This window comes from Streptomyces sp. SA15 (assembly GCF_002291145.1).
In the GTDB taxonomy this organism is placed as follows: Bacteria; Actinomycetota; Actinomycetes; order Streptomycetales; family Streptomycetaceae; genus Streptomyces.
Genome location: NZ_NTGE01000068.1, coordinates 13,178 through 39,726, shown reverse-complemented (window position 1 = coordinate 39,726; position 26,549 = coordinate 13,178). Strand labels below are relative to the sequence as shown.

At 71.0% G+C, this 26,549-nt stretch carries 25 protein-coding genes; 8 read left to right on the top strand and 17 right to left on the bottom strand.

The window, feature by feature from the left end; translation table 11 throughout:
• Positions 1-3: 3 nt before the first annotated feature.
• The 6 genes from CLM62_RS11600 to CLM62_RS11575 form a co-directional block, all read right to left on the bottom strand.
• Positions 4-1,179 (bottom strand): 3-deoxy-7-phosphoheptulonate synthase, encoded by a 1,176-nt coding sequence (locus CLM62_RS11600; protein ID WP_095749743.1) that lies wholly within the window; start codon positions 1,177-1,179, stop codon positions 4-6.
• 511 nt (positions 1,180-1,690) lie between these two features.
• The gene (locus CLM62_RS11595) at positions 1,691-2,008 is read right to left on the bottom strand and encodes a response regulator transcription factor (RefSeq protein ID WP_095749742.1); all 318 of its coding nucleotides are present in this window, start codon (positions 2,006-2,008) and stop codon (positions 1,691-1,693) included.
• A gap of 56 nt (positions 2,009-2,064) precedes the next feature.
• Positions 2,065-2,691, bottom strand: coding sequence for a TetR/AcrR family transcriptional regulator (locus tag CLM62_RS11590; RefSeq protein WP_218835586.1), 627 nt, complete (start codon positions 2,689-2,691; stop codon positions 2,065-2,067).
• Positions 2,692-2,859: 168 nt separating this feature from the next.
• A complete protein-coding gene (locus CLM62_RS11585; RefSeq protein ID WP_095749741.1) occupies positions 2,860-4,056 on the bottom strand; it encodes an MFS transporter in 1,197 nt (398 codons plus the stop codon).
• A 397-nt stretch (positions 4,057-4,453) separates the two neighbouring features.
• Positions 4,454-5,212 (bottom strand): SDR family NAD(P)-dependent oxidoreductase, encoded by a 759-nt coding sequence (locus CLM62_RS11580; protein WP_095749740.1) that lies wholly within the window; start codon positions 5,210-5,212, stop codon positions 4,454-4,456.
• Between the two features lie 143 nt (positions 5,213-5,355).
• Positions 5,356-5,889, bottom strand: a complete 534-nt coding sequence (locus CLM62_RS11575; protein WP_095749739.1) for a quercetin 2,3-dioxygenase — start codon at positions 5,887-5,889, stop codon at positions 5,356-5,358.
• Between the two features lie 300 nt (positions 5,890-6,189).
• Between CLM62_RS11575 and CLM62_RS11570 the strand changes: the two genes are divergently transcribed.
• From CLM62_RS11570 to CLM62_RS53010, 4 genes are all read left to right on the top strand, one after another.
• On the top strand, positions 6,190-6,990 hold the full coding sequence (locus CLM62_RS11570; protein ID WP_095749738.1) for an arylamine N-acetyltransferase: 801 nt from the start codon (positions 6,190-6,192) through the stop codon (positions 6,988-6,990).
• Positions 6,991-7,018: 28 nt separating this feature from the next.
• Positions 7,019-7,978, top strand: a complete 960-nt coding sequence (locus CLM62_RS11565; protein ID WP_095749737.1) for an amidohydrolase family protein — start codon at positions 7,019-7,021, stop codon at positions 7,976-7,978.
• 244 nt (positions 7,979-8,222) lie between these two features.
• Entirely contained in the window at positions 8,223-9,749 is a 1,527-nt protein-coding gene (locus CLM62_RS11560) for an MFS transporter (RefSeq protein WP_095749736.1), read from the top strand.
• Positions 9,750-9,752: 3 nt separating this feature from the next.
• A complete protein-coding gene (locus CLM62_RS53010; protein WP_373559134.1) occupies positions 9,753-10,049 on the top strand; it encodes a DUF6300 family protein in 297 nt (98 codons plus the stop codon).
• A 333-nt stretch (positions 10,050-10,382) separates the two neighbouring features.
• On the opposite strand, the gene CLM62_RS11555 is transcribed toward CLM62_RS53010, so the two are convergent.
• Positions 10,383-11,201 carry a rhomboid family intramembrane serine protease gene (locus CLM62_RS11555; RefSeq protein WP_095749735.1) on the bottom strand — a complete coding sequence of 273 codons (819 nt, stop codon included), beginning with the start codon at positions 11,199-11,201 and terminating at the stop codon, positions 10,383-10,385.
• 125 nt (positions 11,202-11,326) lie between these two features.
• On the opposite strand from CLM62_RS11555, the gene CLM62_RS11550 reads away from it, so the two are divergent.
• Positions 11,327-11,653 (top strand): hypothetical protein, encoded by a 327-nt coding sequence (locus CLM62_RS11550; protein WP_095749734.1) that lies wholly within the window; start codon positions 11,327-11,329, stop codon positions 11,651-11,653.
• Positions 11,654-11,777: 124 nt separating this feature from the next.
• On the opposite strand, the gene CLM62_RS11545 is transcribed toward CLM62_RS11550, so the two are convergent.
• Positions 11,778-13,184 (bottom strand): FAD-dependent oxidoreductase, encoded by a 1,407-nt coding sequence (locus tag CLM62_RS11545; RefSeq protein ID WP_179382050.1) that lies wholly within the window; start codon positions 13,182-13,184, stop codon positions 11,778-11,780.
• Positions 13,185-13,231: 47 nt separating this feature from the next.
• Positions 13,232-14,221: a DUF4349 domain-containing protein gene (locus CLM62_RS11540; protein WP_095749732.1), complete on the bottom strand. Its 990-nt coding sequence runs from the start codon at positions 14,219-14,221 to the stop codon at positions 13,232-13,234.
• A 160-nt stretch (positions 14,222-14,381) separates the two neighbouring features.
• Between CLM62_RS11540 and hemG the strand changes: the two genes are divergently transcribed.
• Positions 14,382-15,830 (top strand): protoporphyrinogen oxidase, encoded by a 1,449-nt coding sequence (gene hemG, locus CLM62_RS11535; protein ID WP_095749731.1) that lies wholly within the window; start codon positions 14,382-14,384, stop codon positions 15,828-15,830.
• A gap of 5 nt (positions 15,831-15,835) precedes the next feature.
• The gene (hemQ, locus tag CLM62_RS11530) at positions 15,836-16,567 is read left to right on the top strand and encodes a hydrogen peroxide-dependent heme synthase (RefSeq protein WP_095749730.1); all 732 of its coding nucleotides are present in this window, start codon (positions 15,836-15,838) and stop codon (positions 16,565-16,567) included.
• Between the two features lie 216 nt (positions 16,568-16,783).
• Here hemQ and CLM62_RS11525 read toward each other — a convergent pair whose 3' ends face one another.
• The 5 genes from CLM62_RS11525 to CLM62_RS50745 form a co-directional block, all read right to left on the bottom strand.
• Entirely contained in the window at positions 16,784-18,403 is a 1,620-nt protein-coding gene (locus tag CLM62_RS11525) for an alpha/beta hydrolase (RefSeq protein ID WP_095749729.1), read from the bottom strand.
• 123 nt (positions 18,404-18,526) lie between these two features.
• Positions 18,527-19,324, bottom strand: coding sequence for a DUF4142 domain-containing protein (locus CLM62_RS11520; RefSeq protein ID WP_095749728.1), 798 nt, complete (start codon positions 19,322-19,324; stop codon positions 18,527-18,529).
• 231 nt (positions 19,325-19,555) lie between these two features.
• The gene (locus tag CLM62_RS11515) at positions 19,556-20,863 is read right to left on the bottom strand and encodes a DUF692 domain-containing protein (RefSeq protein WP_095749727.1); all 1,308 of its coding nucleotides are present in this window, start codon (positions 20,861-20,863) and stop codon (positions 19,556-19,558) included.
• Between the two features lie 213 nt (positions 20,864-21,076).
• Positions 21,077-22,174, bottom strand: coding sequence for an acyl-CoA desaturase (locus CLM62_RS11510; protein WP_257003805.1), 1,098 nt, complete (start codon positions 22,172-22,174; stop codon positions 21,077-21,079).
• Positions 22,175-22,311: 137 nt separating this feature from the next.
• Positions 22,312-22,404, bottom strand: a complete 93-nt coding sequence (locus CLM62_RS50745) for a cold shock domain-containing protein (protein ID WP_218835585.1) — start codon at positions 22,402-22,404, stop codon at positions 22,312-22,314.
• A 576-nt stretch (positions 22,405-22,980) separates the two neighbouring features.
• Here CLM62_RS50745 and CLM62_RS11500 point away from each other — a divergent pair.
• Entirely contained in the window at positions 22,981-23,253 is a 273-nt protein-coding gene (locus CLM62_RS11500; protein ID WP_095749726.1) for a hypothetical protein, read from the top strand.
• 19 nt (positions 23,254-23,272) lie between these two features.
• Here the strand turns inward: CLM62_RS11500 and CLM62_RS11495 are convergent, their stop codons facing one another.
• From CLM62_RS11495 to CLM62_RS11485, 3 genes are all read right to left on the bottom strand, one after another.
• The gene (locus tag CLM62_RS11495; RefSeq protein WP_095749725.1) at positions 23,273-24,028 is read right to left on the bottom strand and encodes a peptidyl-tRNA hydrolase; all 756 of its coding nucleotides are present in this window, start codon (positions 24,026-24,028) and stop codon (positions 23,273-23,275) included.
• Positions 24,029-24,093: 65 nt separating this feature from the next.
• Positions 24,094-24,945 (bottom strand): polysaccharide deacetylase family protein, encoded by an 852-nt coding sequence (locus CLM62_RS11490; RefSeq protein WP_095749759.1) that lies wholly within the window; start codon positions 24,943-24,945, stop codon positions 24,094-24,096.
• 61 nt (positions 24,946-25,006) lie between these two features.
• Entirely contained in the window at positions 25,007-26,521 is a 1,515-nt protein-coding gene (locus CLM62_RS11485; protein WP_095749724.1) for an FAD-dependent oxidoreductase, read from the bottom strand.
• Between the last annotated feature and the right edge of the window lie 28 nt (positions 26,522-26,549).

The window sequence follows — 26,549 nt, the reverse complement described above, 5'->3', positions numbered from 1 at the left end:
GTCTCACCCCCGCCAGGCCGAGGCCGCCTCGACGGCCTGGCGCGGGTTGAGGCGCGGGTCGCAGAAGCTCAGGTACTTGTCGCCGATGCGATCGAGGCTGATGTCTGCCGAGACGCACTCGGTGACCGCCTCGGGCGTCGTCTCCAGGTGCAGGCCGGCCGCGACGCCGTCGTGGGCGCGTACCGCGTCCTGGAATGCCTGGATCTCCTGCACCACGGTCTTGACCATGCGTGTCTTCAGGCCTTCGGGGCCGGTGACGGTATTGCCGTGCATCGGGTCCGACAGCCACAGCACCGGATGCCCCTCCCTGGCGACCGCCTCGACAAGCGGCGGAAGCTTCTCGGCCGCGTTGTGGGCGCCCATGCGTGAGATCAGCGTGAGGCGGCCCGGCCGACGCTGGGCATCCAACTTCTCGCACAGGGCGAGGATCTGTTCGGTCGTCATGTTCGGCCCGACCTTGACGGCCACCGGGTTGGAGACGGCGGCCAGCAGCGCGATGTGGGCCCCGTCCAGCTGGCGGGTGCGCTCACCCACCCACGGCCAGTGGGTGGAGGTCAGCAGCAGCGAGCCGTCGGGCTCGCGCCGCAGCAGAGGCAGTTCGTAATCGAGCAGCAGTGCTTCGTGGCTGGTCCACACCGGCGCGCCGAACTCCGAGCGGCGCCCTGTCGAGCCGAGCCAGCCCAGGTAGTGCATGGTGTCGCTGGCGGCGCGGTAGCCGGTGAGCAGATGGCCGGGGTCGGGGCGGCGCAACTCGGCGTCGGGCTCGGGCCGGTTGACCATGTGGCCGCGGTAGACGGGCAGTTCGACCCCGTGCACGGTCTCGGTCGGGTTGGAGCGGGGCTTGCTGAACTGGCCCGCGACCCGGCCGACCCGCAGGATCGGCTTGCCGGAGGCGAGCTTCATCGTTCCCGCCAGCATGTCCAGCAGCGCGGTCTTGCGGGCGACGTCCTCGGGGGTAGCCTCGGCGGGATCCTCGGCGCAGTCGCCGGACTGGACCACCTGGAGGTGTCCCGCGGCGGCCTCGGCCAGCAGCGAGCGCAGACGGCGTACCGCCTCGAAGTCCACCAGGGCGGGCATCCGGGCGAGGCCCGTGCGGACGTCGGCGAGGCGGGGGTTGTCGGACCAGTCGGGCTGCTGGAGAGCGGGCAGGGAACGGAGGTAGGACTCAACGTCGATCATCAGATTCCCTCGGCAGGGCACGCCGGAGTGACTCCGGCTGATGGCGGGCGAGATCGTTCGCGAAACAACACGGGGCACACGGGCATCGGCCCGGTTCTCTGCCCGGTGTTTCATCCGGCAGCGGCTCATGTACGGCGCTGAAACCGGAGTGGTGGAGGTGGGGCGCCGGCGTGTGCCTCGGGTGCGCCCCGTCGGTGAACACCACTTTCCGGGACACGTGTGCGGTTCGGCAAGGCGGCGGCGCGTAGTCCGTCACGTACGGCGAAGGGGCGGGGTGGCATACCACCACCCCGCCCCTCACTGCACCCCAAGTCCTCTTTGCAGACGGCGAGTTGGCGTGGCCGCGCCAGCGGTGCCGGCAGGGCCGGGACACTCTCCGCGGCCGATGGCGGCTGCCTCGTCGCGCGCTGCCCGGCACGCCGAGAGCACGCACCAACGCAGTCATCAGCCGCTGCCGCGGCGGGCGCCCGGCCCGCCCTTCGGGCGGACGACGCCACTTTCGACACAGGCCCTAGTGGACGCTTGGTTCGTCCGCTCTGATGTGGTCGTGGATCAGGGCGAGCCGGGCCAGGGCGACCCGGCTGGAGATGCCCAGCTTGGCGAAGACATGCCGCAGGTGGCTGTCGACCGTGTGCGGGGAGATGGACAGGCGCTTGGCGACGGCGCGGTTGGTCAGTCCCTCGGCCACCAGACGGGCCACCCTCAGCTCGGCGGGGGTCAGGCTCGCCCAGCCCGGGTGGACCGCGGCCGTGCGCCGCGAGGGGCCCACCGCGGCAGTGGCGGAGGAGATCGGGTGGGTGCTCCGGTCGGCTGTGATGGTGTGGGTCACCCGAGAGACTCTTTACGCCGGGCCCGAGGGGCGGCAACGCCGGGACGGTCAGTCCGTCAGGTTCCGGTGCCGGGCCCGGACCGGCTCACGCGCGGGGCATGGCTGGTCACAGCGGCCAGCATGGTGTCCACCACGTTCATCAAAGCCGTGCGGTCGGGCTGTACGCGGGCGAGCACGCGCAGGCCGTAGTAGCTGCTCAGAACGTGATGGGTCAGGGCCACGGCGTCCTGCTCGCGGGTGATCTCCCCGCTGCGCTGTCCCTCGGCGAGGGCGGAGTGGACGGCCTGTTCGACGGTGGTGAAGTGGCGCTGCACTTCCTGTGCCACATCGGGGTCGGTGTTGGCCATCTCCATCGAGGCGTTGATGATGAGGCAGCCCGAGGAGGGCGGGTGCGCGAGGTCGATGTCGATCGCCTGCACCATCAGGTTCCGCAACCGGTCCTTGACCGGACCGGGCTGCCCCAGCAGCTCGGTCTGCATGGCGGTGTTTGTCTCGTAGTAGCGGCGCAGCGCGCGGAGGTACAGCTGCCGCTTGTCGCCGAAGGCGTTGGACAGACTCGACAGACCCATGCCGGTGGACTCGGCCAGGTCACGGGTGGAGGTCGCCTCATATCCACGCTGCCAGAACATGTTCATGACCGCGGTGAGGACGTGTGTCTCGTCGAACTTCCTGGGCCTCCCCATGGGGGCAACCTAACCGTTTTGGATCGATTGCGCAAAAAAACTGCGTGAAGAGGCTGCCGCAATTGCGTGCAAGGCCTGCCGGGCCGCGGACTGTGGCGGTGACAGGCGGAGGCGGAGGGCCGTGGCGTTCTGTCGCCTCGGCCCCCCGCTGCCGTGGGTGGTGCGTGGTCACACGCTCGCTGGGGACTTGAGGTCCGCGGGGGCGGGGGCGGGACGGTCGCTCTCCACGTGGTGCCGGTCGGTGACCCGCGCGATGAGCAGAGTGGCCAGTGCGCCGAGCGCGAGGACCGCGCCGACCCACATCGGGGCGCGGTAGCCGAAGGCGTCGATGCCGATGCCTGCGAGCCAGGTGCCGATGGTGATGCCCGCACAGATCGTCGCGGTGTTCATGGTGTTGATCAGGGCGCCGCTGTTGGACAGGTTCATGACGCGCGAGGCCATGGCCGGGTTGAGCGGGAGCCCGGTGAAGCCCAGAAGGAACAGGGCGACGAGGGAGAGCGCCTGGTTGGTCGCGACGAGCGCGTACAGGCCCAGGAGTACGGCCAGGACCACGCCGCCCAGCCACAGGATGCGCATGGTGTGCGCGTCCGCCAGGCGCCCGAGGACGATGTTGCCGATGACGGTGCCCACGCCGTACAGGACGAACAGCAGCGGAACGATGCCCTCGGAGAAGCCCGCCAGCTTGGTCAGCACCGGGGAGAGGTAGGAGAAGGTGGCGAACACGCCGCCGATCAGCAGGGCGTTGGTGGCGAAAGCGCCCCAGAGCCGGCCGCTGCGGAAGACCGACAGCTCCGAGCGGACGTCCAGTCCTTCGGGGGCCGGGGCGCGCTTGACGGTGAACAGGACCAGCACGAGGCACAGGGCGACCAGGATGTCCACGGCCCAGAAGGCGGCACGCCATCCCATGAGCTGGTCGATGAAGGTGGCCATGGGCAGGCCGAAGACGTTGGCCACCATGAAGCCGCCGAAGACGATGGCCAGCGCGCGGCCGATCTTGTCCGGCGGGACGAGGTTGGCGCAGACGGAAGCGGCGAGCCCGAAGAAGGCCGCGGTGGCCAGGGCCGTGATGATACGGGCGATCACCATGGCCCAGTAGTCGGTGGCGAGGGCACCGATGGTCTGTCCCACCAGGAACAGCACCATCATGCTGACCATCGCCGGCTTGCGGGGGGCCCTCATGAGCGCGAGCGTCAGCAGCGGGCCGCCGAAGACCATGCCGAGCGCGAAGACGGTGACCAGGTTGCCCGCGGCGGTGATCGAGACGTCGAGGCCGTCCGAGAGTGACGGGAGCAGCCCGGCCACCATGACCTCTGTCGTGTTCAGGCAGAAGATCGCGAGGCCGAGGACAAAGACCGCGAGAGGCATCAGTGGGCCGCCTTCCAGTCGCACGTTGCTGACAGCATGTCAAAACCTTTCAAGTCGGCCAGATGGTCTGGAACGTCACTGCTGGAGTGAACGGTACCTGTTTTTGGTTCAGTTGATCCAAAAACCGTCGTCAGTTTGTCACCTTGGACTTGCTGTGTCGAACCGGGCCCGTTCCGGCGGGGATGCCCGGCCAGGGAACCTGGCGGTCCCCGAAGCTCCTGCCGTTGCATGCCGCGGCGCCGACACGGGGCACGGACACGAAGAAGGGAGGCAGGCATCCAACAGATGCCTGCCTCCCGCCTGACGCGTCCGGTGTGCCGCACGCGCACCCGGCCGCGACCAGGGAACGTCCGCGGCAGCCCAGATGCCGCGGACCGGATCCGGAGGGGCCCCTCGGCTAGGCGGTGATCCCCCCGTCGAGGACCAGGTCCTGTCCCACCGTGTACGCCGAGTCGTCGGAGGCCAGCCACAACACGGCAGCCGCAGCCTCCTCGGCGCTGCCGATGCGGCCGAGGGGAATCATCGGTACGTAGCGCGCGTCGATGTCCGCGTCCGAGTCCCCCGGCTCACGCAGCAGTTCGGTGCGGATGGGGCCGGGGCTGATGGCGTTGATGCGGATCCCCTCACCGATGTGCTCCTTGGCCGCGGCTGCCGTCAGAGCCGTGGCGGCGGCCTTGGTCGCACCGTAGGCGCCCAGCGTGGGCATCGTGATGTGGGTACCGGCGTTGGAGGCGGTGTTGACGATCACGCCTGCGCCCTGTCGGCGCATCTGCAGGATCTCGTTACGCATGCACTGCCAGACACCGGTCAGATTCGTCGCCACGAGCCGGTCCCAGTCCTCCTGCCGCACGTCCACGATCCGGTCGACCAGCGTCATGCCCGCGTTGTTGAACGCGATGTCGATGCGGCCGTACAACTCCACGGCGGCCGTCACCATCGCCTCCACGTCGGTCGCGTCCGCGACGTCCGCGGTGACGTGAGCGGCCGTCCCGCCCGCGGCCTCGATGGCGGCGACCGTCTCCTTCAGCCGCTGCTCGTTGCGGCCCGCGACGCACACCTGTGCCCCCTCGCGGGCGAACGCCTCGGCCGCGGCCCGTCCGATCCCGCTGCCACCTCCGGTGACGAGCGCGACCTTGCCGACGAAACGAGCAGTCATGTTCCCATCCATTCTTCGTGCGAAAACTCGGCGGCGCGCATGTCCCGCGCACCGCTCCCACACCACTGTGGCCTCAACTCCCGGCCCAGCCATCCCGTATCCACGCCACTACCGGACCGGCCGCCGTCAACGCCGGCCCGCCCTCACCGGTGCGCCTCCTCCGCTGCCGGGGTGTCCGCCGCGGGAGTCCAGCTGTACCGGGGCGCTATCTCCAGCACGCGCAGATCGTCCTCCTCGCCCCACTGCGGAGGAACACCGGCGACGGCGGGCTTGCCCGCTTCGAGGAAGAACTTGTCGAACCCGGCGGGGGTGAAGAAGAACACCATGCGGGCCGCGTCCACTCCCGTGTTCTTGAAACGGTGCAGGGTGCCACGCGGAATGAAGACGAAGTCGCCGGCCTTGGCCGTGATGAGGCGCTCCCCGTCGAGCACCTCCAACTCGCCGTTGAGGATGTAGTACGCCTCGTCGGCGTCGAGGTGGACATGCGGCACAGGGCCCGCGCCGGGCGGGACGGACGCCTCACTGAAGGACAGGCGGCCGCCGGTGTTCTCCGAGGTGGCCTTGAGCGTGTAGGTGTCGCCCGACATCCAGACCTTCGGGCCCTCACCGGCCGGCACATGCAGCACCCGGGGCTCAAGTCCGGGACTTGCTTCGGAGTTGACTTCTTCATCAGCCATCGAGGGCTCCTCTGGTCGGTCAAGGCGCCGCGCCTCTTGGCGGACGGCCCGGCGTTCAGGGGTTCCGCCCGAGTCTCGGCCACACCTCCACGGACACACATCACGTGATCGCGTGGTCCGGGGCGCACCGTCGGCCGAACCGGACCCCGGCCCGCCCCGCACCCGACATCCCGCAGACACGTGATGCGGTATGCCGGCCGCGCCCGGTGGAATGTCCGGTGCACTCACCTGCCGAGAGGACACCACCTTGCGTACCGAGCTGTCGAACAGCACCTCCTGCCGCGCACGGGAGCGGGTCTGATGCTCGACTCCGCGACCGTCGACGCCTATCTGGAGCGCATCGGAGCCAAACGTCCTGAGCGTGCCGATGCCAAGGCCTTGGCCCACCTGCACGAGCGACATGTACTCAGTGTCCCGTTCGAGAACATCGACTTCGCGTACGGCAGGCCCAGCCCGCCCATCGGTCTCGGCGCCTCCGCCCTCGAAAAGATCATCAGCCGCAACCGAGGCGGCTGTTGCTACGAACTCAACGGCGCCTTCCACGAGTTGCTGCGCACCCTCGAGTTCGACGTCGCGCCCTTGGCCGCCCGGGTCATGGAGGAGGACGGCTTCACCCCGCCGCTGGGCCACATGGCCTTGCGCGTAGTGACCGAGGACGGCGAAGGCCCCTACCTGGCCGACGTCGGTTACGGAAACGCCTTCCGCCACCCGCTGCGCCTGGCCGAGCGGGGCGAGCAGGCCGATGAGCAGGGCACCTTCCAGCTGACCGAAGCACCCCACGGCGATCTGGACCTGCTGCGTGACGGCGTGCTCCAGTACCGCCTGGAACAGCGTCCGCGCGAGCTGGACGACTTCGCCGCCATGACATGGTGGCTCCGCAGCAGCGACGACTCTCCGTTCCTGGCTCGGCAGGTGTGCACCCTGCCCACCGCGGAGGGCCGGGTCACGCTGGCCGGGCGCACCCTCACCCACACCGCGGGCGGCGACAAGACCAAGGAACGCCTGTCCGAGGACGCCGCGTTGCTGGCCGCCTACCGTGCCGTGTTCGGCATCGAGCTGGCCACCGTCCCGCCTTCGGCCGATGCCCCTCAGCACCCCTGACGTTCAATCGACCCCCGGAGACACCATCATGACGCAACAGCCGACCGGTCTCATCGACGTCCACCACCACGCGATCCCGCCCGACTACGCCAAGGCCCTGGGCGACCGTGTCGCCATCCCCGGTGTCGACTACCCCACCTGGAGCGCGCAGGAGAGCCTCGATGTGATGGACCGCCACTCCATCGCCGCCGCCGTGCTGTCCATCACTGCCCCTGGCGTCACCTTCGCTGAAGGCGACCAGGCCCGCCGACTGGCCCGCCAGGTCAACGAGTTCTTCGCGCAGACCATCGCGGCGAACCCGGACCGCTTCGGCGCCTTCGCCATCCTGCCGCTGCCCGATGTCGCCGCCGCCAAGGACGAACTCGCCTACGCCGTCGACGAACTCGGCCTGGACGGTGTCGGGCTGCTGACCAGCTACGGAAACCGTTATCTGGGCGATGCCGAGTTCGAGCCGCTGCTCGCGGAGATCGCCGAGCGAGGCCTGCCCGTCCACGTCCACCCGGGCACACCGCCCGCGAAGGACCTGGCGACCTTCGATCTGCCGCCGTCGCTGTACGACTTCACCTTCGAGACCACCCGCACGGTGGTCAGCCTGCTCTTCAACGGTGTACTCGGGCGCCTTCCCCACCTCAAGCTCATCGTCTCCCACGCGGGCGGCACGCTGCCCTTCCTCGCCCAGCGCCTCACCTACGGGCCCACCATCGGCAAGTACCTGACCGAGCGGGCTCCCGCCGACGTGATCGGCCAACTACGGGGCATTCACTACGACATCGCCATGTCCGCCAACTCGTACGCGCTACCCGCCCTGACCGAGCTGGCCGCCCCCGACAAGATCCTCTTCGGCAGCGACTTCCCGTTCATGCCGGCCGCCCACACCACCGAGAACGTCGAAGGCTTCGCCCGCTTCCCGGGCTGGGACGACCAGCAGCGCGCGGCCATCGGCCGCACCAACGCACTGGCGTTGTTCCCGCGACTCGCGGCGGCCTGACCCCGTATCACAGGTCGACGTGCCTCGGCCGGATCGAGCTGGAGCACGCCTGCGAGCGCATCGAGGACCTGTTGGGAGGCCGTGCCGGCCTGGCCCTCCGCGGCGAGTCTTGAGACGGGCCCCGAGACTCTCCAGCTCCATGACTGCGAGCGTGGGCGCCACGGTCCGTGCCTGGGTGCCCCTGTGAGGTGTACCCATGACGCGGGGATGGTTGCCGAGCGGACGACGCCGCACCCTCCCAAGCATGAACCAACAGCGTGTTTCTCACTCACCCGGTCCGCGGGCGTGGCTCGGTCTGCTGGTGGTGCTGGGCCCGGTACTGCTCGTCGCGATGGACAGTTCGGTCCTGTTCCTGGCCATGCCCAAGGTCTCCGAGGCGCTGTCGCCGACCGCCGATCAGGCGCTGTGGATCCTGGACGTCTACGGATTCGCCGTCGGGTCCCTGCTCATCGCATTCGGCAACATCGGCGACCGGTACGGCCGGCTGAAGCTGCTGATGACCGGCGCGGCGGTGTTCGGCGCGGCCTCGGCGGGAGCGGCGTTCGCCTCCGGGCCGGAGCTGCTGATCGCCTTCCGGGCGCTGATGGGCGTGGCCGGTGCCACGCTGCTGCCGTCGGCGCTGGCGGTACTCAGCGAACTGTTCACCGATCCACGCCTGCGGGCGAAAGCGATCGGCATCTTCGCAGCCACCTTTGCCGCCGGCTTCGCGATCGGCCCGGTCGTCGGCGGACAACTGCTGAACAGCTTCTGGTGGGGATCGGTCTTCCTGATCAATCTTCCCGTCGTCGTGCTGTTCCTCGTTCTGGCCCCGGTCCTGCTCCGCGAGGTACGTGCCACCCGGACGGGCCGCATCGACGCTCTGAGCGTTCTGCTCTCCGCTGCGGGCATCCTGCTGACCGTCTACGCGATCAAGCACGCTGCGGCGGAGGGGTTGACCGCGACCCCGATGGCCACAGGGATCGTCGGCGTCGTCACCCTGGGGTGGTTCGTCCGGCGGCAACTCCACCTGGAACACCCGCTGATCGACTTCCGCCTCTTCCGCGACCGGGTGTTCACGATCGCGGCCATCACCGGGCTTCTGCCTCTGGCCGCATGGTCGGCAGTGGCCTACCTCGGCGGCATCTACCTCCAGTCCGTCCTCGGACTGACCGTCCTCGATGCGGCTCTCGTCGCGCTCCCCGGCGCCGCCGCGCTCACCGTCACCTGCATCGTCACACCGGCACTCGTCGTGCGTATCGGCACCCGGGCAGCGCTCATCACCTGCCACTTCTTCATCGCCGCAGGGCTGCTCCTGCTGCTGGCCACCGGCATCTCCAGCGGCATCGGCTGGTACGTGGCATCCACCGTCATCGCCGGCATCGGCTACGGCATCTCCTTCAGCGTCGTCGCCGACACCGCCATCGCCGCGGTTCCCGCAGAGCGCGCCGGGTCCGCGGCAGCGATCGCCGAGACCAGCAACGAGATCGGCAACGCGCTCGGCATCGCACTCCTCGGCTCGCTGGCCACCCTGATCTTCCGGCTCCAGGGACCTGACCTCGCCGGTACTCTCAACGAGACATTGCAGGTCCCCGGCCTCACAACCGCGGTGATCGGCGACGCGAAGACCGCCTTCGTCACCGGTCTGCACACCGCTGCCGTCATCGCCGGCATCCTTCACGCCGCACTCGGTGCATTCGCCCTGCGTCGGATACCGAGAACTTTCCTCAGCGCGGGTGACGCCGGCACTGAGGCCCTGGCCCAGGACGCCGTCGAAGAAAGCAGCGCTCGATGACCCATGCCAACTCCCCGCTTGGCATCGAGGGCCGACGGCGCCTCGTCGAGCGGTGCCGACCCGTTGATGACCGGCGTCTGGATGGAACTCTGCCCGGCCTGCGACGCCCGTCGATCCGCCGCCCGCGCGTTCATCCAGTGGCACCGCGATGCCGACCGCGATCCGACGGCACTACCCCAGCTGTTCGGAGGCTGGGAAGCCGAGACCATGCACGCCCACGGGTGGGCCCGCGCCCCGCAGCTCGAGGCGCCACCCAGCCCACCGGCTCACCTGAGCCTCGCACCGCGCGGACAAGGCTGAGGAGCCGTGTCTGATCCCAAGATGATGGATTCATCACATTGATACATGGGCCGATGAGCAGTCAGGCGCATGCTTCCAGTGAAGGCATCAGCGTCTCATCCGGAGGTCTCATGCATCCTCGCCGGGCCCTCGTCGGGATTGAGACGGAGTAGGGCTTTGTCAGGCTGAGGGCCTGGCGGGGCATGGCAACCGCCAGGCCGCCTGAGATCGGGGTTGACGTGTGGTCGGCCCGCCACGAGCAAATACGTCATCGTTCGTGCGCTGTCACGGCTCGCCTTCCTATGGGCCGGGTGGGTCGCCCGGGGTGTCGCGTCGAATTCGTCCCCGGCCCACTCACCAGCTCGGCCGTGCGCGCCGGCCGAACAGCACGCCGCGCGGTTCCGGCGGCGGGGGAGTGCCGGGGCGTAGCGGCCAGGCGATCAGCATGCCCGCCACGAAGCCGACGACGTGCGCCAGATAGGCCACGGTGCCCGCACTGGAGACGCCTTGGCCCGAGGAGTACACCGCCTGGAGCCCGAACCAGGAACCCAGCACGATCCACGCGGGCAGCCGCAGCGGCAGGAAGATCAGGAAGGGCACGAGGACCCAGACCCGTGCCTTCGGATACAGCACCAGGTAGGCGCCGAGGACGCCGGCGATGGCCCCGGAGGCGCCGATCAGGGGGTCGGCCGAGTCTGCGTTCGCAAGGGCGAAACCGTACGCGGCCGCGTAGCCGCAGGCGACGTAGAAGAGCGCGAAGCGGATGTGGCCCATGCGGTCCTCGATGTTATTGCCGAAGATCAGCAGGAACAGCATGTTGCCCAGCAGGTGCAGCCAGCCACCGTGCAGGAACATCGCCGTGAGGACGGACAGTTCGGGGGACTTGTCGTAACTCGGCGGCCCGATCACGCAGCCCGCCCCCTGCGGGCCCACCCCGACGTCGCCCGTGGGCACCAGGCGCGGCATCCGATGGTGGATCAACTCCCGTGGCACCGCCGCGTATTGGTCCAGGAACGCCTGGAGGTTGCAGAGCTGGGCCAGGTGGCTCTCCCCCGCCACGGAGCCGGCGAGGCCGGGCGTGGAGAGGAAGACGAAGACGTTCGCGGCGATCAGCGCGTACGTCACCCAGGGGGTGCGGCGCGCCGGGTTCACGTCATGGACGGGGATGACCACAAGGAAGTAGTGCCCCCGATGCGGGCGGCGAATCGGTGAACGCCGCCGTCCGCGCCTGCGTATGTGTCCTCAACCGCCCGCGGCACGGGGAAGGCGGGTCGCGGGGACGACGTGAGGAACAGGCGATGAACGACCGAGTTACCCCTCCGATGGTGGCGACGCCCGACGGGGAAGCCGAGATCGCGGTGGTGCTGCGGCTGCCGTGGGAGGACGTGGCCAGGCTCGGCCAGGAGGCCGGGCGGCTGGCCACGCAGAAGCAGCGGCCGGTCACTCTTGACGAGGCGGTGAGTCATCGGCTGCGGTCGAGTGCGCCGGGGGCTGCGCATGCGAGGCCGGCGGGGGCGCAGCCGGCTGCGGCGATGCCGTCGAGTGCGTCGGTGTCGTCGTTGCCTGCTCGGCCGCCGGCCGAGCAGGCGCGACAGGCTATCGATCGGATTAATGGGACGGCGTAGGGGGCTGCTGCGGTAGCGCCGTAGGGGTGTGGGTGGTTCTCGGGCTGCGGACCGGTTGTGGCTGGTCGCGCTCACGCGGCGGAGCCACATATTGATACAGCCCGCGCCCCTTGAGGACGCTGCCCTACAGGGTGTTTTCCTGAACTGCCTTTGCTGCCTTGCGGGCCGCTACCAGTACTGGGTCCCAGACCGGTGAGAAGGGCGGCGCGTATCCCAGGTCCAAGGACGTCATCCGGTCCACCGTCATGCCGGCCGTCAGAGCCACCGCGGCGATGTCGACCCGTTTGCCGGCGCCCTCCCTGCCGACGATCTGCACGCCGAGCAGCCGTCCCGTGCGGCGTTCGGCGAGCATCTTGACCGTCATGGGGGAGGCGCCCGGGTAGTAGCCGGCGCGGCTGGTGGACTCGATGGTCACCGTTTCGAACTGGAGGCCGACGCGGCGGGCGTCCTTCTCACGCAGGCCCGTGCGGGCGATCTCCAGGTCGCAGACCTTGCTCACCGCCGTGCCGACCACGCCCGGGAACGTGGCGTAGCCGCCGCCGGCGTTGGTGCCGATGACCTGGCCGTGCTTGTTGGCGTGGGTGCCGAGGGCGATGTGCCGTTCCTGCCCGGAGACCAGGTCGAGGACCTCCACGCAGTCGCCGCCGGCCCAGATGTTCTCGTGCCCGCGCACCCGCATCGCCAGGTCCGTCAGCAGCCCGCGATGAGCGCCCAGGGGCAGCCCCGCCGCCTCGGCGAGCGCCGTGTCGGGGCGTACGCCGATGCCCAGCACGACCACGTCCGCCGGGTACTCGGCGTCCTGCGTCCCGACCGCCCGCACGCGGCCGTCCTGGCCCGTCAACAGCTTGGTCACCTCGGCGTCGTTCACCATGGTGATGCCCAGGCCCTCCATGGCCTCGTGCACCAGGCGGCCCATGTCCGGGTCGAGCGTGGACATCGGTTCGCTGCCGCGGTTGACGACCGTCACCTCGTAGCCGCGGTTGATGAGCGCCTCGGCCATCTCGACGCCGATGTAGCCCGCGCCGACCACGACCGCGCGGCGGCCACGCGTGCGTGCCAGCGTGTCCAGGAGCGCCTGGCCGTCGTCGAGCGTCTGCACGCCGTGGACGCCGGGCGCGTCGGCCCCCGGCAGGTCCGGGCGGATCGGGCGGGCGCCGGTCGCGATCACGAGTTTGTCGTACGACGTCCAGGACTCGGCGCCGGAATCCACGTCATGCGCGCGTACCCGCCCGCCGGCCACGTCGATCTCCGTGACCTCCGTCCGCATGCGCAGATCGATGTCCCGCGCGCGGTGCTCCTCGGCCGTGCGGGCGATCAACTGGTCGCGGTCGGACACTTCGCCGCCCACCCAGTACGGGATGCCGCAGGCGGAGTAGGAGGTGAAGTGGCCGCGTTCGAAGGCCACGATCTCCAACTCGTCCGGGCCCTTCAGCCGGCGTGCCTGCGACGCCGCGGACATGCCCGCGGCGTCGCCGCCGATCACGACCAGACGCTCTGCCCCACGGCTCGTTCCGCTCATGCTCACGCTCATGCGAACACGCTACGGGGGCCGGGCATTTCAGTCCTGCCCAGGCCGGTTCAGTTCTCCTCGTCGCCCTCCTGCGGGCGCGTGGGCTCCGGTGCCTGCCGGGCCGTCGGCAGCGGGCCCAGCGCGGTCATCGCCGACGCGGTGGCCGGCCGGCGCGGCAGGCGGGGCCGTACGATCCGCAGCCACACCAGCACGATCAGCGCGGTGACCGCCGCGAACGGGAGCACTGCCGCCAGCGCCACCACGATCCAGCGCAGCGTCGTCACGAAGGCGTCCCAGCCGCCGGCCAGCGCGTCGACGATGCCCGGGTCCTCGTCCTCGGTGACCTCCTCCACCGGCGGCTCGAGCAGGGAGAGGGTGATGGTGGCCAGGGTCGTGCGGTCCTTCAGGGACGCCTGCCGGGCCAGCAGCGACTCCAGCTCGGCCTGGCGGCTGCTCAACTCGCCCTCCAGCGTCACCACGTCGCTCAGCCGCGTGGCCCGGTCCATCAGCTCGCGGATCCGCGTCACGCTCGCGCGCTGAGAGGTGATGCGGCTCTCCACGTCGACGACCTGGTCGGTGACGTCCTGCGCCTTCGCCGTGCGCTCGAGCAGCTTGCCCGTGCCTTCCAGGTCGGCGAGGACCTCGTCGTACTTGTCGACGGGCACGCGCAACACCACCTCCGTCTCCGCGCCGCCCTCTTCGATGCTGGTGGTGGTCTCGTTGCCGACGTAGCCGCCCGCGTTCTCGGTGGTGGTGCGGGCCTTGTCGAGGGCCTTCGGCACGTCCTTGACCCGCACGGTGAGGGAGGCGGTGCGGATGATGTGGCTCGCGGTGAGTTTGGGTGGCGCTGTCGCCTTGGCGGCGCCCGCGCCGCTGTCGCCGTCCGCGGCGCCGCCCGGGGCGGCCTCCTTCGCGTCCGAGCGGGCGACGGCCGCATCGCCGCCGGAGTCGCTGCCGGCGCTGTCGTCGGCGCTGGTGCAGCCCGTGAGCGCGAGGGCCGCGGCCAGCAGGACTCCGGCCAGGGTCTGGACGGGTCGTGCGGAACGTCGTGTGCGCATGTGGGTATCCCCCGAGGGTCGTCGTGACGACTGACGCTCCTTCGACGCCGGGACGGGCCCGGACGTTGGCCTTCGACGGTCCCGATGCGGTCACGGTCAGGACTCGTGAAGGACACCGGGGTGCCGTGGGAGTGTCAGTGGGGTCTGAGAAAGTGGGGACATGAGCGCAACAGGTCAGGGTCGGGTCGTCGTCATCGGAGCGGGCATCGCCGGACTGGCTGCCGCCCACCGGCTGTTGCGGCGCGGGGCGAGAGTGACCGTCCTGGAGGCGTCCGACCGCGTCGGCGGCAAGCTGCTGCCCGGCGAGATCGCGGGCGCGCGCGTCGACTTCGGCGCCGAGTCCATGCTCGCCCGGCGTCCGGAGGCCGTGGCCCTCGCCCGCGAGGTCGGCCTCACCGACCGCCTGCAACCGCCCGCCACCGCGACCGCCTCCCTGTGGACCCGCGGCGCCCTGCGCCCCATGCCCAAGGGCCATGTGATGGGCGTCCCCGGCACCGCGTCCGCCCTCTCCGGTGTGCTGTCCGAGGAGGGCCTCGCCCGCATCGAGCGCGACGCCGACCTGCCCCGCACGCAGATCGGCGACGACGTGGCAGTCGGGGAGTACGTGGCGGCGCGGCTGGGCCGCGAGGTCGTCGACCGCCTCGTCGAGCCACTGCTGGGCGGGGTCTACGCGGGCGACGCGTACCGCATCTCGATGCGCTCGGCGGTCCCCCAGCTCTTCCAGGCCGCGCGGACACACGACTCCCTGACGGAGGCGGTCCGCGAGATCCAGGCCAAGGCCGCCGCGGGCCAGCAGACCGGGCCGGTGTTCATGGGCATCGAGGGCGGCGTGGGCACACTCCCGATCGCGGTCGCGGAGTCGGTGCGGGCACAAGGGGGAGAGATCCTGACCGGAGCGCCGGTGAAGGAGCTGCGCCGAGAGCCGTCCCAGGGGTGGCGGATCGTCGCCGGCGATCGTGTGCTGTACGCGGACGCCGTCATCGTCGCCGTCCCCGCCCCGGTCGCCGCCGGCCTCCTGCGCGCCGAGGCGCCCGAAGCCGCCGCCGAGCTGGCCGGCGTCGAGTACGCCTCCATGGCTCTGGTCACCCTCGCCTACCGCCGTGGCGAGGTCTTGCTCCCCGAGGGCAGCGGCTTCCTCGTGCCGCCCGTCGACGGGCGCACCATCAAGGCGTCGACCTTCGCCTCCCAGAAGTGGGGCTGGATCGCCGACGAGAACCCGGACCTGGTCGTCCTGCGCACCTCCGTCGGGCGGTACGGCGAGACGGAGATCCTCCGGCGCGACGACGCCGACCTGGTGGACGTCTCGCGGCACGACCTCGAGCAGGCCACCGGCCTGGACGCCACCCCCGTCGAAACCCGCGTCACCCGTTGGACCGACGGCCTGCCCCAGTACCCCGTCGGCCACCACGCGCGCGTGGCCCGCATCCGCGAGCACGTCGGCAAGCTACCGGGCCTGGCGGTGTGCGGCGCGCAGTACGACGGCGTCGGCATCCCGGCCTGCATCGCGAGCGCGTACGCGGCCGTCGACCAGATCCAGGGTGACCTGCGCGCTGTGCAGGAGCTCACCGCCAACCCGGTGCAGAGTCTGCACGGCGGAGCGGGAGAATGAGGACCATGAGTGACGACGCCCCCACCACCGAGTCCGGCAGGGTCCCGAACAAGGGCAAGCTGGCCAAGGACCTCAACGAGGTCATCCGCTACACCCTCTGGTCGGTCTTCAAGCTGAAGGACGTGCTCCCCGAGGACCGCTCGGGCTACGCCGACGAGGTCCAGGAGCTGTTCGACCAGCTCGCCGCCAAGGACGTGACGATCCGCGGCACGTACGACGTGTCGGGCCTGCGCGCAGACGCCGACCTCATGATCTGGTGGCACGCGGAGACCAGCGACCAGCTCCAGGAGGCGTACAACCTCTTCCGCCGCACCAAGCTGGGCCGCGCGCTGGAGCCGGTGTGGTCGAACATGGCGCTGCACCGCCCCGCCGAGTTCAACCGCTCGCACATCCCGGCGTTCCTCGCCGACGAGACGCCCCGCGACTATGTCAGCGTCTACCCCTTCGTGCGCTCGTACGACTGGTACCTGCTGCCCGACGAGGACCGCCGCCGCATGCTCGCCGACCACGGCAAGATGGCCCGCGGCTTCCCGGACGTGCGCGCCAACACGGTCGCCTCGTTCTCGCTGGGCGACTACGAGTGGATCCTCGCCTTCGAGGCCGACGAGCTGTACCGCATCGTCGACCTCATGCGCCACCTGCGCGCCTCGGAGGCCCGCAGGCACGTCCGCGAAGAGGTGCCCTTCTTCACAGGGCGACGTAAGTCTGTGGCCGAGCTGGTCGCCGGGCTCGCCTGACAAGGGGCGGCGAGCTGTGACCGGCCGGGGGTCTGGGGGTTGTCCCCCAGATGGTGCAGCACAGGGCGACGTAAGTCTGTGGCCGAGCTGGTCGCCGGGCTCGCCTGACAAGGGGCGGCGAGCTGTGACCGGCCGGGGGTCTGGGGGTTGTCCCCCAGATGGTGCAGCACAGGGCGACGCAAGTCCGTGGCCGAGCTGGTCGCGGGCCTGGCCTGATCAGCGTGGGGGCATGGCGGCCGGCGCCTTCCTGACGTCGGCCGCCGACTTCGGCTTCGGTTCGGGGCGCGGTGCGCAGGACGCGCGCCGCGTCGGCAGGTCGCCCTGCAGCAGATACGCCTCGACGTGCCCGTTGACGCACGGGTTCGCGCCGCCCGCGATGCCGTGCGTGCCCGAACCCCGCTCGGTGACCAGCACCGAACCCGACAGACGCCGGTGCAGTTCCAGGGCGCCGTCGTACGGCGTGGCCGCGTCCCGCTCGGCGGCCAGGATCAGCGTCGGCGGCAGCTCACCCCGCCCGGTCCGCACGTCGAGGGGCTGCTGCCGAGGCGCCGGCCAGTAGGCGCACGGCAGATTCATCCACACGTTGTCCCAGGTCTCGAAGGGCGCGATGCGCGCGAGCCGCGTGTTGTCCCGGTCCCACACCCTCCAGTCCGTCGGCCAGGGCGCGTCGTTGCACTCGACGGCCGTGTAGACCGCGTGGGTGTTCTCCGCCTCGGCCGCCGCCTGCGGATGCGGCCCGGCCTGCTCGATCAGCGGCTTCGGGTCGCCCTTCAGATACGCCGACAGCGCGTGCGCGCGGTGCGGCCAGTAGTCGTCGAAGTACCCGGCCGACAGGAACGCGCCCTGCAACTGGGCGGGCCCGACCTTCCCGCCCGCCGGCTTCACCGCCAGCCGCGCCCGCGCCTTCTCGTAGCTGCGCAGCACCTTCTCGGCCGTGTCGCCCAGCCCGTACACGTCGTCGTGCCGGGCGATCCACTCCCGGATGTCCTCCCAGCGGCCCTCGAACGCGGCCGACTGGTGGAGGTTGTTGCGGTACCAGATCTGCTCGGGGTCCGGGTTCACCGCCGAGTCGAACACCATCCGCCGTACGTGCGAGGGGAACAGGGTCGCGTACAGCGCCCCGAAGTAGGTGCCGTACGACGCGCCCATGAACGTCAGCCTGTGCTCGCCCAGCGCGGCGCGCAGGACGTCCAGGTCGCGGGCGTTGTTCAGGGAGGTGTAGTGCCGCAGCGTGCCACCCGCACGCTGGGCGCAGCCGCGCGCGTACGCCTTCGCCTGCGCGATGCGCTCCTGTTTGTACGACTCCGAGGGGTGCGTCGGCGCCTGTGACGGTGCCTGGAAGAACTGCTCGGGGTCCTTGCAGGACAGGGGCGCCGAGCGGCCCACCCCGCGCGGGGCGTAGCCGACGAGGTCGTACGCCGCCGCGATCCGCTTCCACTCGGGGAGCACACCGATCAGCGGGAAGTACATGCCGGTGGCGCCCGGGCCGCCCGGGTTGTAGACCAGTGCGCCCTGCCGGGGCACCCGGCGCTTGCTGTTGTGCGGGTCCTTGTGGGTGGCGCGCATCCGGCTGACGGTCAGCTTGATCTGGCGGCCGTGCGGACGGGCGTAGTCGAGCGGGACGGACACCGTGCCGCACTGCACGTTGTCCGGCATGTCCGGCTCGGCGGTGCACTTCCCGAAGGCGATGCCCTCCGCCTCGGCGCGCGCGGCGGCCACCACGGTGCCGCGCAGTTCGGCCGCGCCCGGCACGGCCGGGGCGGCGTCGGCCGGTGCGGCCGCGAGTGTGGTCAGGAGCAAGGACCCGGCGGCCGAGTAGAGGGCGGGGGCTCTCATCGCGTATCCCTTCGGTGCACGGCAGCAACAAAGGGGATATTTCGGTCACCTGTTGACGAAGACAAGCACCACTCGGCCGGTGTCGTGGTTTTGTGGCCAAACCGCCGCCTCGGGCGTTTGGTCTCAGGTTCTTTCAGGGGTGCCGGCGCTTTCCGGTGGCGGGGTTGCGGTAGGCGGCGGCAGCGGGTAGCTCGGGGTCGGTGACGGGGTGACCGGGATCGGTGGGCTCGGGTCGGCGATCGGGTCCGGCGGGGCGGGGGAGTTGGTGAGTGGGGGAGTGCTGCCGGCGACCATGTCCCGGGCGAGTGCGTCGAAGTCGACGTAGCCCGTGGCCTCCAGGACCTTGATGTGGTCCAGGACGGTCGTGTTCGCGTCGTCGGCGAGGGCGCGGACGAGGGAGTTGCGGGTGCCGGCCCGTACCTGGGCGACGACCGAGAAGACCTTGCCGTGTGCCAGCCGCAGGATGTTGGCGAACTCGCGGTCGTATGCGACGCTCTGTGCCGAGTTCAGCGTGGCGAGCCACTGTTTCTGCTGGTCGGTCGGCTCGTTGGGCAGTTCCAGGCCCAGCTTGGAGGCGACGTCGCGGACGCGTTCGTCCAGGAAGATGTGGCCCTCGATGAGGTGCCGGCCCGCCGTCTGTACGGCAGGGGTGGTGCCCTTCCGCAGTGCCTGCTGGCCGGCGGGCAGCTCCCACAGGCCTGCCAGCCGGACCTTCGTGACGAAGTCCCGGTCGAGAGCGGACAGCGGCCCGTACTGCGTCGACACGGTCTCGGAGTTCAGAACGTCCAAGCCCGTACCGGACCTGTCCTCGTACGACCAGATCGGGAAGATCAGCGCGACGAGGGTCGCCGTCAGGCCGGTGATGATGATTCCGGTCCCGGAGAATATGCCTCGGCCGTTGATGGGGGGTCGGGGTCGCATGGTGCCTCCTGTTGCGGCACCGCACGCTAGTGGGTTTCAGGTGCGGGATTGGCATGTTACTGCGGGGTCTACGCCAACTTCCGTATGGGTTTTCGCCCCCGCCGCCCCTACCCGTCCCATCTGAAAGGGCTCCGCCCCTCCCCGCCAGGGGGCGGAGCCCCCTGGACCCCCGGCCTGTGCCCACCCACCACCCGATTCGGTACCTCGAGAGGTGGACCACCATCCTCCTGCTCAACGGCGCAGCAGTACCCGCCGCGTCGCGCGGGCCAGGCGCACCGCCGGGCGTTGTGAGCGTGGCATCGGGCCCGAGCGCTCCAGCCACCAGTGCCGCAGCTCCCGCCGTACTCCCGCGTCCTCCAGGCGCCCGGCGAGCAGCACGTGCTCGGTGAAGTTCAGGGCGTCGCGGCGGTAGCCGTCGGTCATCGGGTGGCCGTGGGCGTAGGCGAGGAAGGCGGGGCGGTAGTCGGCGCCGAGGATCTCCGGGAGTTCGGGCGCGACCTTCGCGACCACGTCCGCCCGCTTTCCGGCCAGGGCCCGTGCCTGCACGCCCAGCCGTACCCGGTCGAATCCCTCGGGCACGGGCGTTCCCGCGACCAGCGCGGACAGCAACGCCGTCTGTGCCAGGGCGAGCCGTTGGCGGGTGGCGTCGTCGGCCGCTGTCGTCGTCGGCGGGCCGGGGGTGTCGGCCTGGGCCGCACGGGTGGCGGCCTTCGCGCCGCCCTTCTCCAGCGCCTCCCGTATCGCCCCCAACTCCCCTTCCAGTTCCGCGGGTTCGGGGAAGTTCTCGTCCCGTTCCAGCAGGACACCCGGCGGGGAGACCCGGGACGCGAGGTCGGTCAGGATCTCGAGGACCGGGCGGGGGACCGGGTGGGCGTGGCTGTCGTGCCAGACGCCGTCGCGTTCGAAGCCGCCCGCGACATGGACGTACGCGATGGCCTCCAGGGGGAGTTCGGCGAGTGCCGCCGCCGGGTCCTCGCCGCGGTTGACGTGGTTGGTGTGCAGGTTCGCCACATCGATGAGGAGGCGGACGCCCGTGCGGTCGGCCAGCTCGTACAGGAACTGCCCCTCGGTCATCTCCTCGCCGGGCCAGGAGATGAGGGCGGCGACGTTCTCGACGGCCAGCGGCACCGGCAGGGCGTCCTGCGCGATGCGGACGTTCTCGCACAGCACGTCGAGCGCGTCCCGGGTGCGCGGCACGGGCAGCAGATGGCCCGCCTCCAGGCGCGGCGACGCGGTCAGCGGCCCGCCCGCCCTGACGAACGCGATGTGCTCGGTGACCAGGGGCGAGCCCAGCGCCTCGGCCCGCTGGGCGAGGGCGGTCAGCCGGGCCTCGTCGGGGCGGTCCGCGCCGCCGAGGCCGAGCGAGACGCCGTGCGGGACCACCGTCACCCCGCGCTCGCGCAGGCGCAGCAGCGCCTGAGGAAGGTGGCCGGGGCAGACGTTCTCGGCCACGACCTCGACCCAGTCGATGCCCGGCATGCGTTCCACGGCGTCCGCGATCTCCGGCCGCCACCCGATGCCCGTCCCCAGTCGCTCCATGATCCGTCCCCTCCTCGGCTTCCTCCGGATACGCGGTGCCGCCTTCTCGGGCGTGACGGGGGTATGGCCCCGGCGCCCGCGCCCGAACCCCGCCGCGGGAACGTTCAGAGCAACATTTGAGGTTCGGCGCGGGTGGTCGCTCGGCCAGTGCCAGGAGATACGGGGAGCGGGGCCGTGCCGTTCAACGGCCGGTGAAGGCCGGCGGAACGGTGATCAGTACTCCAGCTCGGGGCGCAGGCGCAGCGGACCGCCGACCGCGTGGAGGTGCCGCAGCACCTGGGCGTAGGAGTCGAAGAGCCCGGTCTCGTGGTAGGCGATGCCGTGCCGGGCGCAGAACGAGCGCACGATCTCCTGGGCCTGGCGCAGGCTGGGCCGCGGCATGGAGGGGAACAGGTGGTGCTCGATCTGGTAGTTCAGCCCGCCGAGCGCGAAGTCGGTGAACCGCCGGCCACGGATGTTGCGTGACGTCAGTACCTGCCGGCGCAGGAAGTCGACCTTGTCGTCCTTGGCGAACATGGCCATGCCCTTGTGGTTGGGGGCGAAGGAGCACCCCATGTACAGCCCGAACAGTCCTTGGTGCACGGCGAGGAAGCACACGGCCTGGAGGGGAGACAGGACCAGGAACAGGGCGGCCAGATAGCCGACGAGATGCGCCGTCAACATGCCCGCCTCGGCCAGCTTGGCCGCCCGCGAGCCCGCGTTGCCGGTGCGCTCGAGCAGCGCCCGTACGCCGGCGACGTGCAGGGCGAGCCCTTCAAGCAGCAGCATCGGGAAGAACAGCCAGGCCTGGTGACGGCCCAGCCAGGCGTACGCTCCGCTGCGGACGCGGGCGTGGTCCTCGGTGAAGGCGATCGCACCGTCGGCGATGTCGGGGTCGCGGTCGACGTGGTTGGGGTGGGAGTGGTGCCGGTTGTGCTTGGCGATCCACCAGCCGTAGCTGAGGCCGATCAGCAGGTCCGCGTGCACCCGGCCGATCAGGTTGTTGACGCGCTTGGAGCCGGCGATCTGCTGGTGTCCGGCGTCGTGCCCGATGAACCCGGTCTGGGTGAACATCACCGCGAGGAAGGCGGCGGTCACCATCTGCCACCACGACTGCCCGATCAGGCCGAACGCGGTCCAGCCGGCGGCCAGCAGAAGCAGGTTCCCCCCGACCTTGACGGAGTAGTAGCCCGGGCGCCGCTTCAGCAGCCCGCTCTGCTTCACCTCGCGGGACAGCGCGGCGTAGTCGCTGCCCCGGCCGGTGGGCGGGGGTTCGGTGATCTCGGCGTAGTCCGCCGGAGCGGTACTCGGGGCGCTGATGTCAGTCGTCACAGGGTTCCTTTCGGGGTGTACGGGTGCTGCCTGCCCGGGGCCGGGGACGAGGCGCCGGATACGGCACCCGTACGTAAAGCAGCGCGAGGCGGGCCCACGGCGCGGGCCTGCCTCGGGAAGGGTGTCCTCTGGGCGCCTCAGAGCGCGCGGACCTGGTCGGCCTGCGGGCCCTTGGGGCTCTGGGCGGCGGTGAACTCCACCCGCTGGTACTTCACGGTTCGTCGAGCCATGCGCTGTCTCCTTCGAGATGGCGAGTAGTGCGGGAAACGCGCGCTCGCGCGATCCCGGGCTGCTGGCCGCCAGCCGTCGAAGAAAACCCCGAGAACGACGAAGCGCCCGCTGTCAGAACTCCGCGGGCGCTCACACGTTCGCAAACTTCAACTACAACCACCGGCTCCAACGTCCGGAGCGTCGGCAAGGTTCCCGGCCGGGCGGGAAGGGTCCGCGGACGTCTGACGGGTCGGCTAGGGGGTGTTTTGAAAGTCCTGTGCGGTGCCCGCGGTGTTCGGTGCGTGCCCTCGGCGTGCCGGACGAAGGCCCTCGATGGGGGTCCCCCCGCTCGAGCGAAGCCGAGAGTGGGGGAGGAGCTACTTGGGTCTTTGGCCGGTGCGGCGAGGGTGCGTGCCGGGCGCCGTGGGTGCTGTGCGGGACTTTCAAAACACCCCCTAGGCCCTGAGGGGAGTACGGTTGCGGCACCGAGCGCACCTCGCATGCCGAACTCCTGGCTCGTACTGTCTCCGCGCCCCGCGGTAGCGCATTCCGGTACCTCGCGCGCGCCCTGAACCGACCAAAAGGATGCTGGACGCATGTATTCACAGGACGCGATCTCCGGCCGCCGCCGCGGCCGCCCCGAACCGACCGCCGAGATGCTCTCCGGGCTGGCCTGCCTCATCTGCGGCACCGACTACCGGAGCCGCCCGGACGCGGAGGCGGTGGTGGTCTCCCACCGCGACGACAGGCAACTGCTCGCCTGCCACGGGACGTGCGCACGGATGGCGAGCGGGTCGGTCACCGGTCTGGACGAGACGCCCCTCCCGCTGGCCGAGCGCGTGCGCAGGCATCAGGGCGACCGCTCCTGAGTCCTCCCTCGCACGCCCCTCAGCGCAAGGTGATCGGCCGACGCGCGTCGGCCGGCAAGGCGCCGACGCGGTCGTATCCCTCGACCGCGACCGTCGTCCCGGGTGCGATCTCCGTGAACCCCGCGTCCCGCACCAACGGCAGCCCGCTCGTGGTGAGTTCGTGCCAACGGCCCTCGGCCGCGGGGCGCACGGCGAGCGGGAACCCCGCCTCGCGCCAGGCGACCCGCTCCACGTCCGACAGCTCCCACCAGGCGAGGTGGGCACCGTGTCCGGCCTGCGCCATCGACTTGCCGGCCGACATCTCCAGGCCCGGGTTCAGCCAGAGCACCGGCACCGATCCGTCCGCGTCCACCGGCGGCTCAGGGTCGTCGAGGTCGGTACCGGAGACCTGGAGCCGGGCCAGGTCCTTGGGCCAGCCGTCCAGCGGTACGGGAGGGAAGACCCGTACCTGAGCCGACTCGCCGGTGACCGTGATCCCGGGCAACGCCTCGGCCCGCCGCCACTCCGCTCCGCGGGCTCGCCGTACGACCTTCCGGATCCGCGCGTCCTGCCAGTCCCGCACGGCCTGAGCCCACTCGCCGTCACCGAGAGACCGCTCGTCACTGAGCATGACGAGTACCGCGCGGGCAGCGGTCTCCAGGGCGTCGGTACGGGCGGGCGGTGCCGCTCGTTCGATACGGACGACCAGGGGCAGCACGAACTGCGGCGCGTGGTCGCGTGTGCTCCGCTCGGACCGGAAGGGGCTGTCATTCACAGGCGTCGGATCAAGGTTCACGCGTCCAGTCTGCCAACCTGGGCGCGCCTCATCCGGAGCAGGCCGTCCGCCGCGCCCCCTGCCACTCACCGCCGGACGGCCGCAGCCCCGATCAGCTCGGACACCTTCACGAACCGGTAGCCCTGCCGGCGCAGCTCGGGCACGATCGTCCGTACCGCCCGCTCGGTCGTCGGGGCGGCACTGCGCGTGCAGTGCATGACGACGACCGACCCCGGCCGCACCCCCTCCAGAACCTGCCGGGCCACCGCGTCGGCATCCGTCGCGAAGGCGTCCCCGCTCACCACGTCCCACTGCACGGCGGTGACGCCGGTCGGGGTCAGCGCCTTCAGGGCCCGCCGGTCGTAGCACCCGCCGGGGAAGCGGAAGTACGGCATCGGCTCCGGCACCCCGGCCTTCCGGAACGCGGCGTACGCCCGCTCCACGTCCGCGCGCATCCGGCCCTCGGAGACGGTCGGCAGCCCGTAGCAGTCGTCGGTGAAGGCGTAGTGGCTGTACGAGTGGTTCGCGACCTCGAAGAGCGGGTCCTGCCCGATGGACCGGGCCTGCACCGGGTACTGCTCGGCCCACCGTCCCGTCATGAACACCGTGGCCGGCACCTTCAGCGCCCGCAGCGTCGCGATCAGCCGCGGATTGTCGAACCGCTCGCCCGCCGCCGCCCGCGGACCCTGGCCGGCGGTCATGTCGGCGTCGAAGGTGAGCGCGACGGTCCTGCCGTGGGTCCGGGGGCCGTTCTCGAAGACGGGGGTCAGGCCCGCGGGGCCGGGTGCGAGGGTCGGTGGCCGGGACGGTGCCGTGGCGGGCGCGGAAGGAGCCGGGCGGGCGGGCCTGGAGGGCTGGGCGGTGCCGCAGGCGGCGAGTGAGGCGAGGGCGGCGCTCAGGGCGCAGGCCGCGGTGACACATCGTACAAGAGTGATCATCATACTAATGTATGGCGATGTGTCTCATATGTACGTTCAGCGCCGCCGGAGCATCACCCGCTCAGATCTCCCGCTGCTCCAACGCCCGCGTCGCCGGCCCCTGCACCACCTTGCCGTCCGTGTCGAAGCGGGAGCCGTGGCAGGGGCACTCCCAGGCGCGTTCGGCGGCGTTGAAGGCGACGATGCAGCCCATGTGGGTGCAGCGCGGGGACAGGGCGTGCAGGTGGCCGCCCTCGTCCCGGTACACCGCGAGCCGGCCGCCGCCGGTGCGCACGACCGCGCCCTCGCCCCGAGGCAGGGACTCGACCGGCGGCGGGGGCCGCAGCCGGTCGCCGACGAAGTGGCGGGCGACCTGCGCCTGGTGCTTGAGGAACGACGGGGCCTCGCGCACGGTCGAACGCAGCCGGCGTGGGTCGTACAGCTCGCTCCACGCGCACTCCTCGCCGGTGATCAGCGCGGTGAGCAGCCGGCCCGCCATCATCCCGCCGCTCATGCCCCAGCCGCCGAAGCCGGTGGCGACGTACGCGTGGTGCGCGCCCGGGTGCAGCGGGCCGACCAGCGGCACGGTGTCGGTCGGGTCGTTGTCCTGCGTGGCCCAGGCGTGGGTGAGCGTGACGTCGGGGAAGTGCTCGCCGGCCCAGTCGGCCAGGTGCTGGAAGCGGGAGCGGGTGTCGCCGGTGCCGGGCGTGAAGTGCTCCCCGGTGACGATCAGCAGCCGCCGCTCGCCGTGCGGCGCCGTGCGGACCGAGCGCGTGCCCTCGTCCGGCGTGATGTACATGCCGCCCGGGTCCCGGTCGGCGCCGATCGTCCCGGCGACCACCAGCTCGCGGCGCGGGGAGAGGCGGGTGAACAGCAGGGCGCGGTCGAAGACCGGGTAGTGAGTGGCGACCACGACGTCCCCCGCGGTCACCGTCGCCCCCGTGTCGGTCGTCAGCCGGCACGGCTCGCCCTCCTCCAGACGGATGACCGTGGTCTGCTCGTGGATGTGACCGCCGTGTGCGAGCAGGTCGTCGGCGAGGGCCAGCAGGTACTTGCGCGGATGGAACTGCGCCTGTCCGGTGACCCGCACCGCGCCCGCCACCGGGAACGGCAGCCCGGTCTCCGTCACGAACGACGCCGGCAGCCCCGCCTCCCGCGCCGCCTCCGCCTCGGCCCGCACCTCCTCCGCACGGCCTGCGTCGCGGGCGTACGTGTAGGCGCTCCGCTCCTCCCAGTCGCAGTCGACGCCCAGCTCGGCCACGATGCCGGCGGCCCGCTCGATCGCCTCCGTCTGGGACCGGGCGTACAGCCGCGCCCCCTCGGGGCCCCGGGTGCGCCGCAGCTTGTCGTAGATCAGGGTGTGCAGCACGGTGACCTTGGCGGTGGTGTGCCCGGTGACGCCGGCCGCGACCCGGTCGGCCTCCAGCACCGCCACCTCGCGCCCGGCCCGTGCCAGCTCCCACGCCGTGCTCAGCCCGGCGACACCGGCGCCGATCACGGCCACGTCGACACGGAGGTCGCCCTCCAGCACGGGCCGCTGCGGGCCGGGCGCGGTCTGGAGCCAGTACGAGCCGCTGACGTGCGGGTGCTCTGTCATGCGGGCCGGGTACCCCGACCGGGCCGGT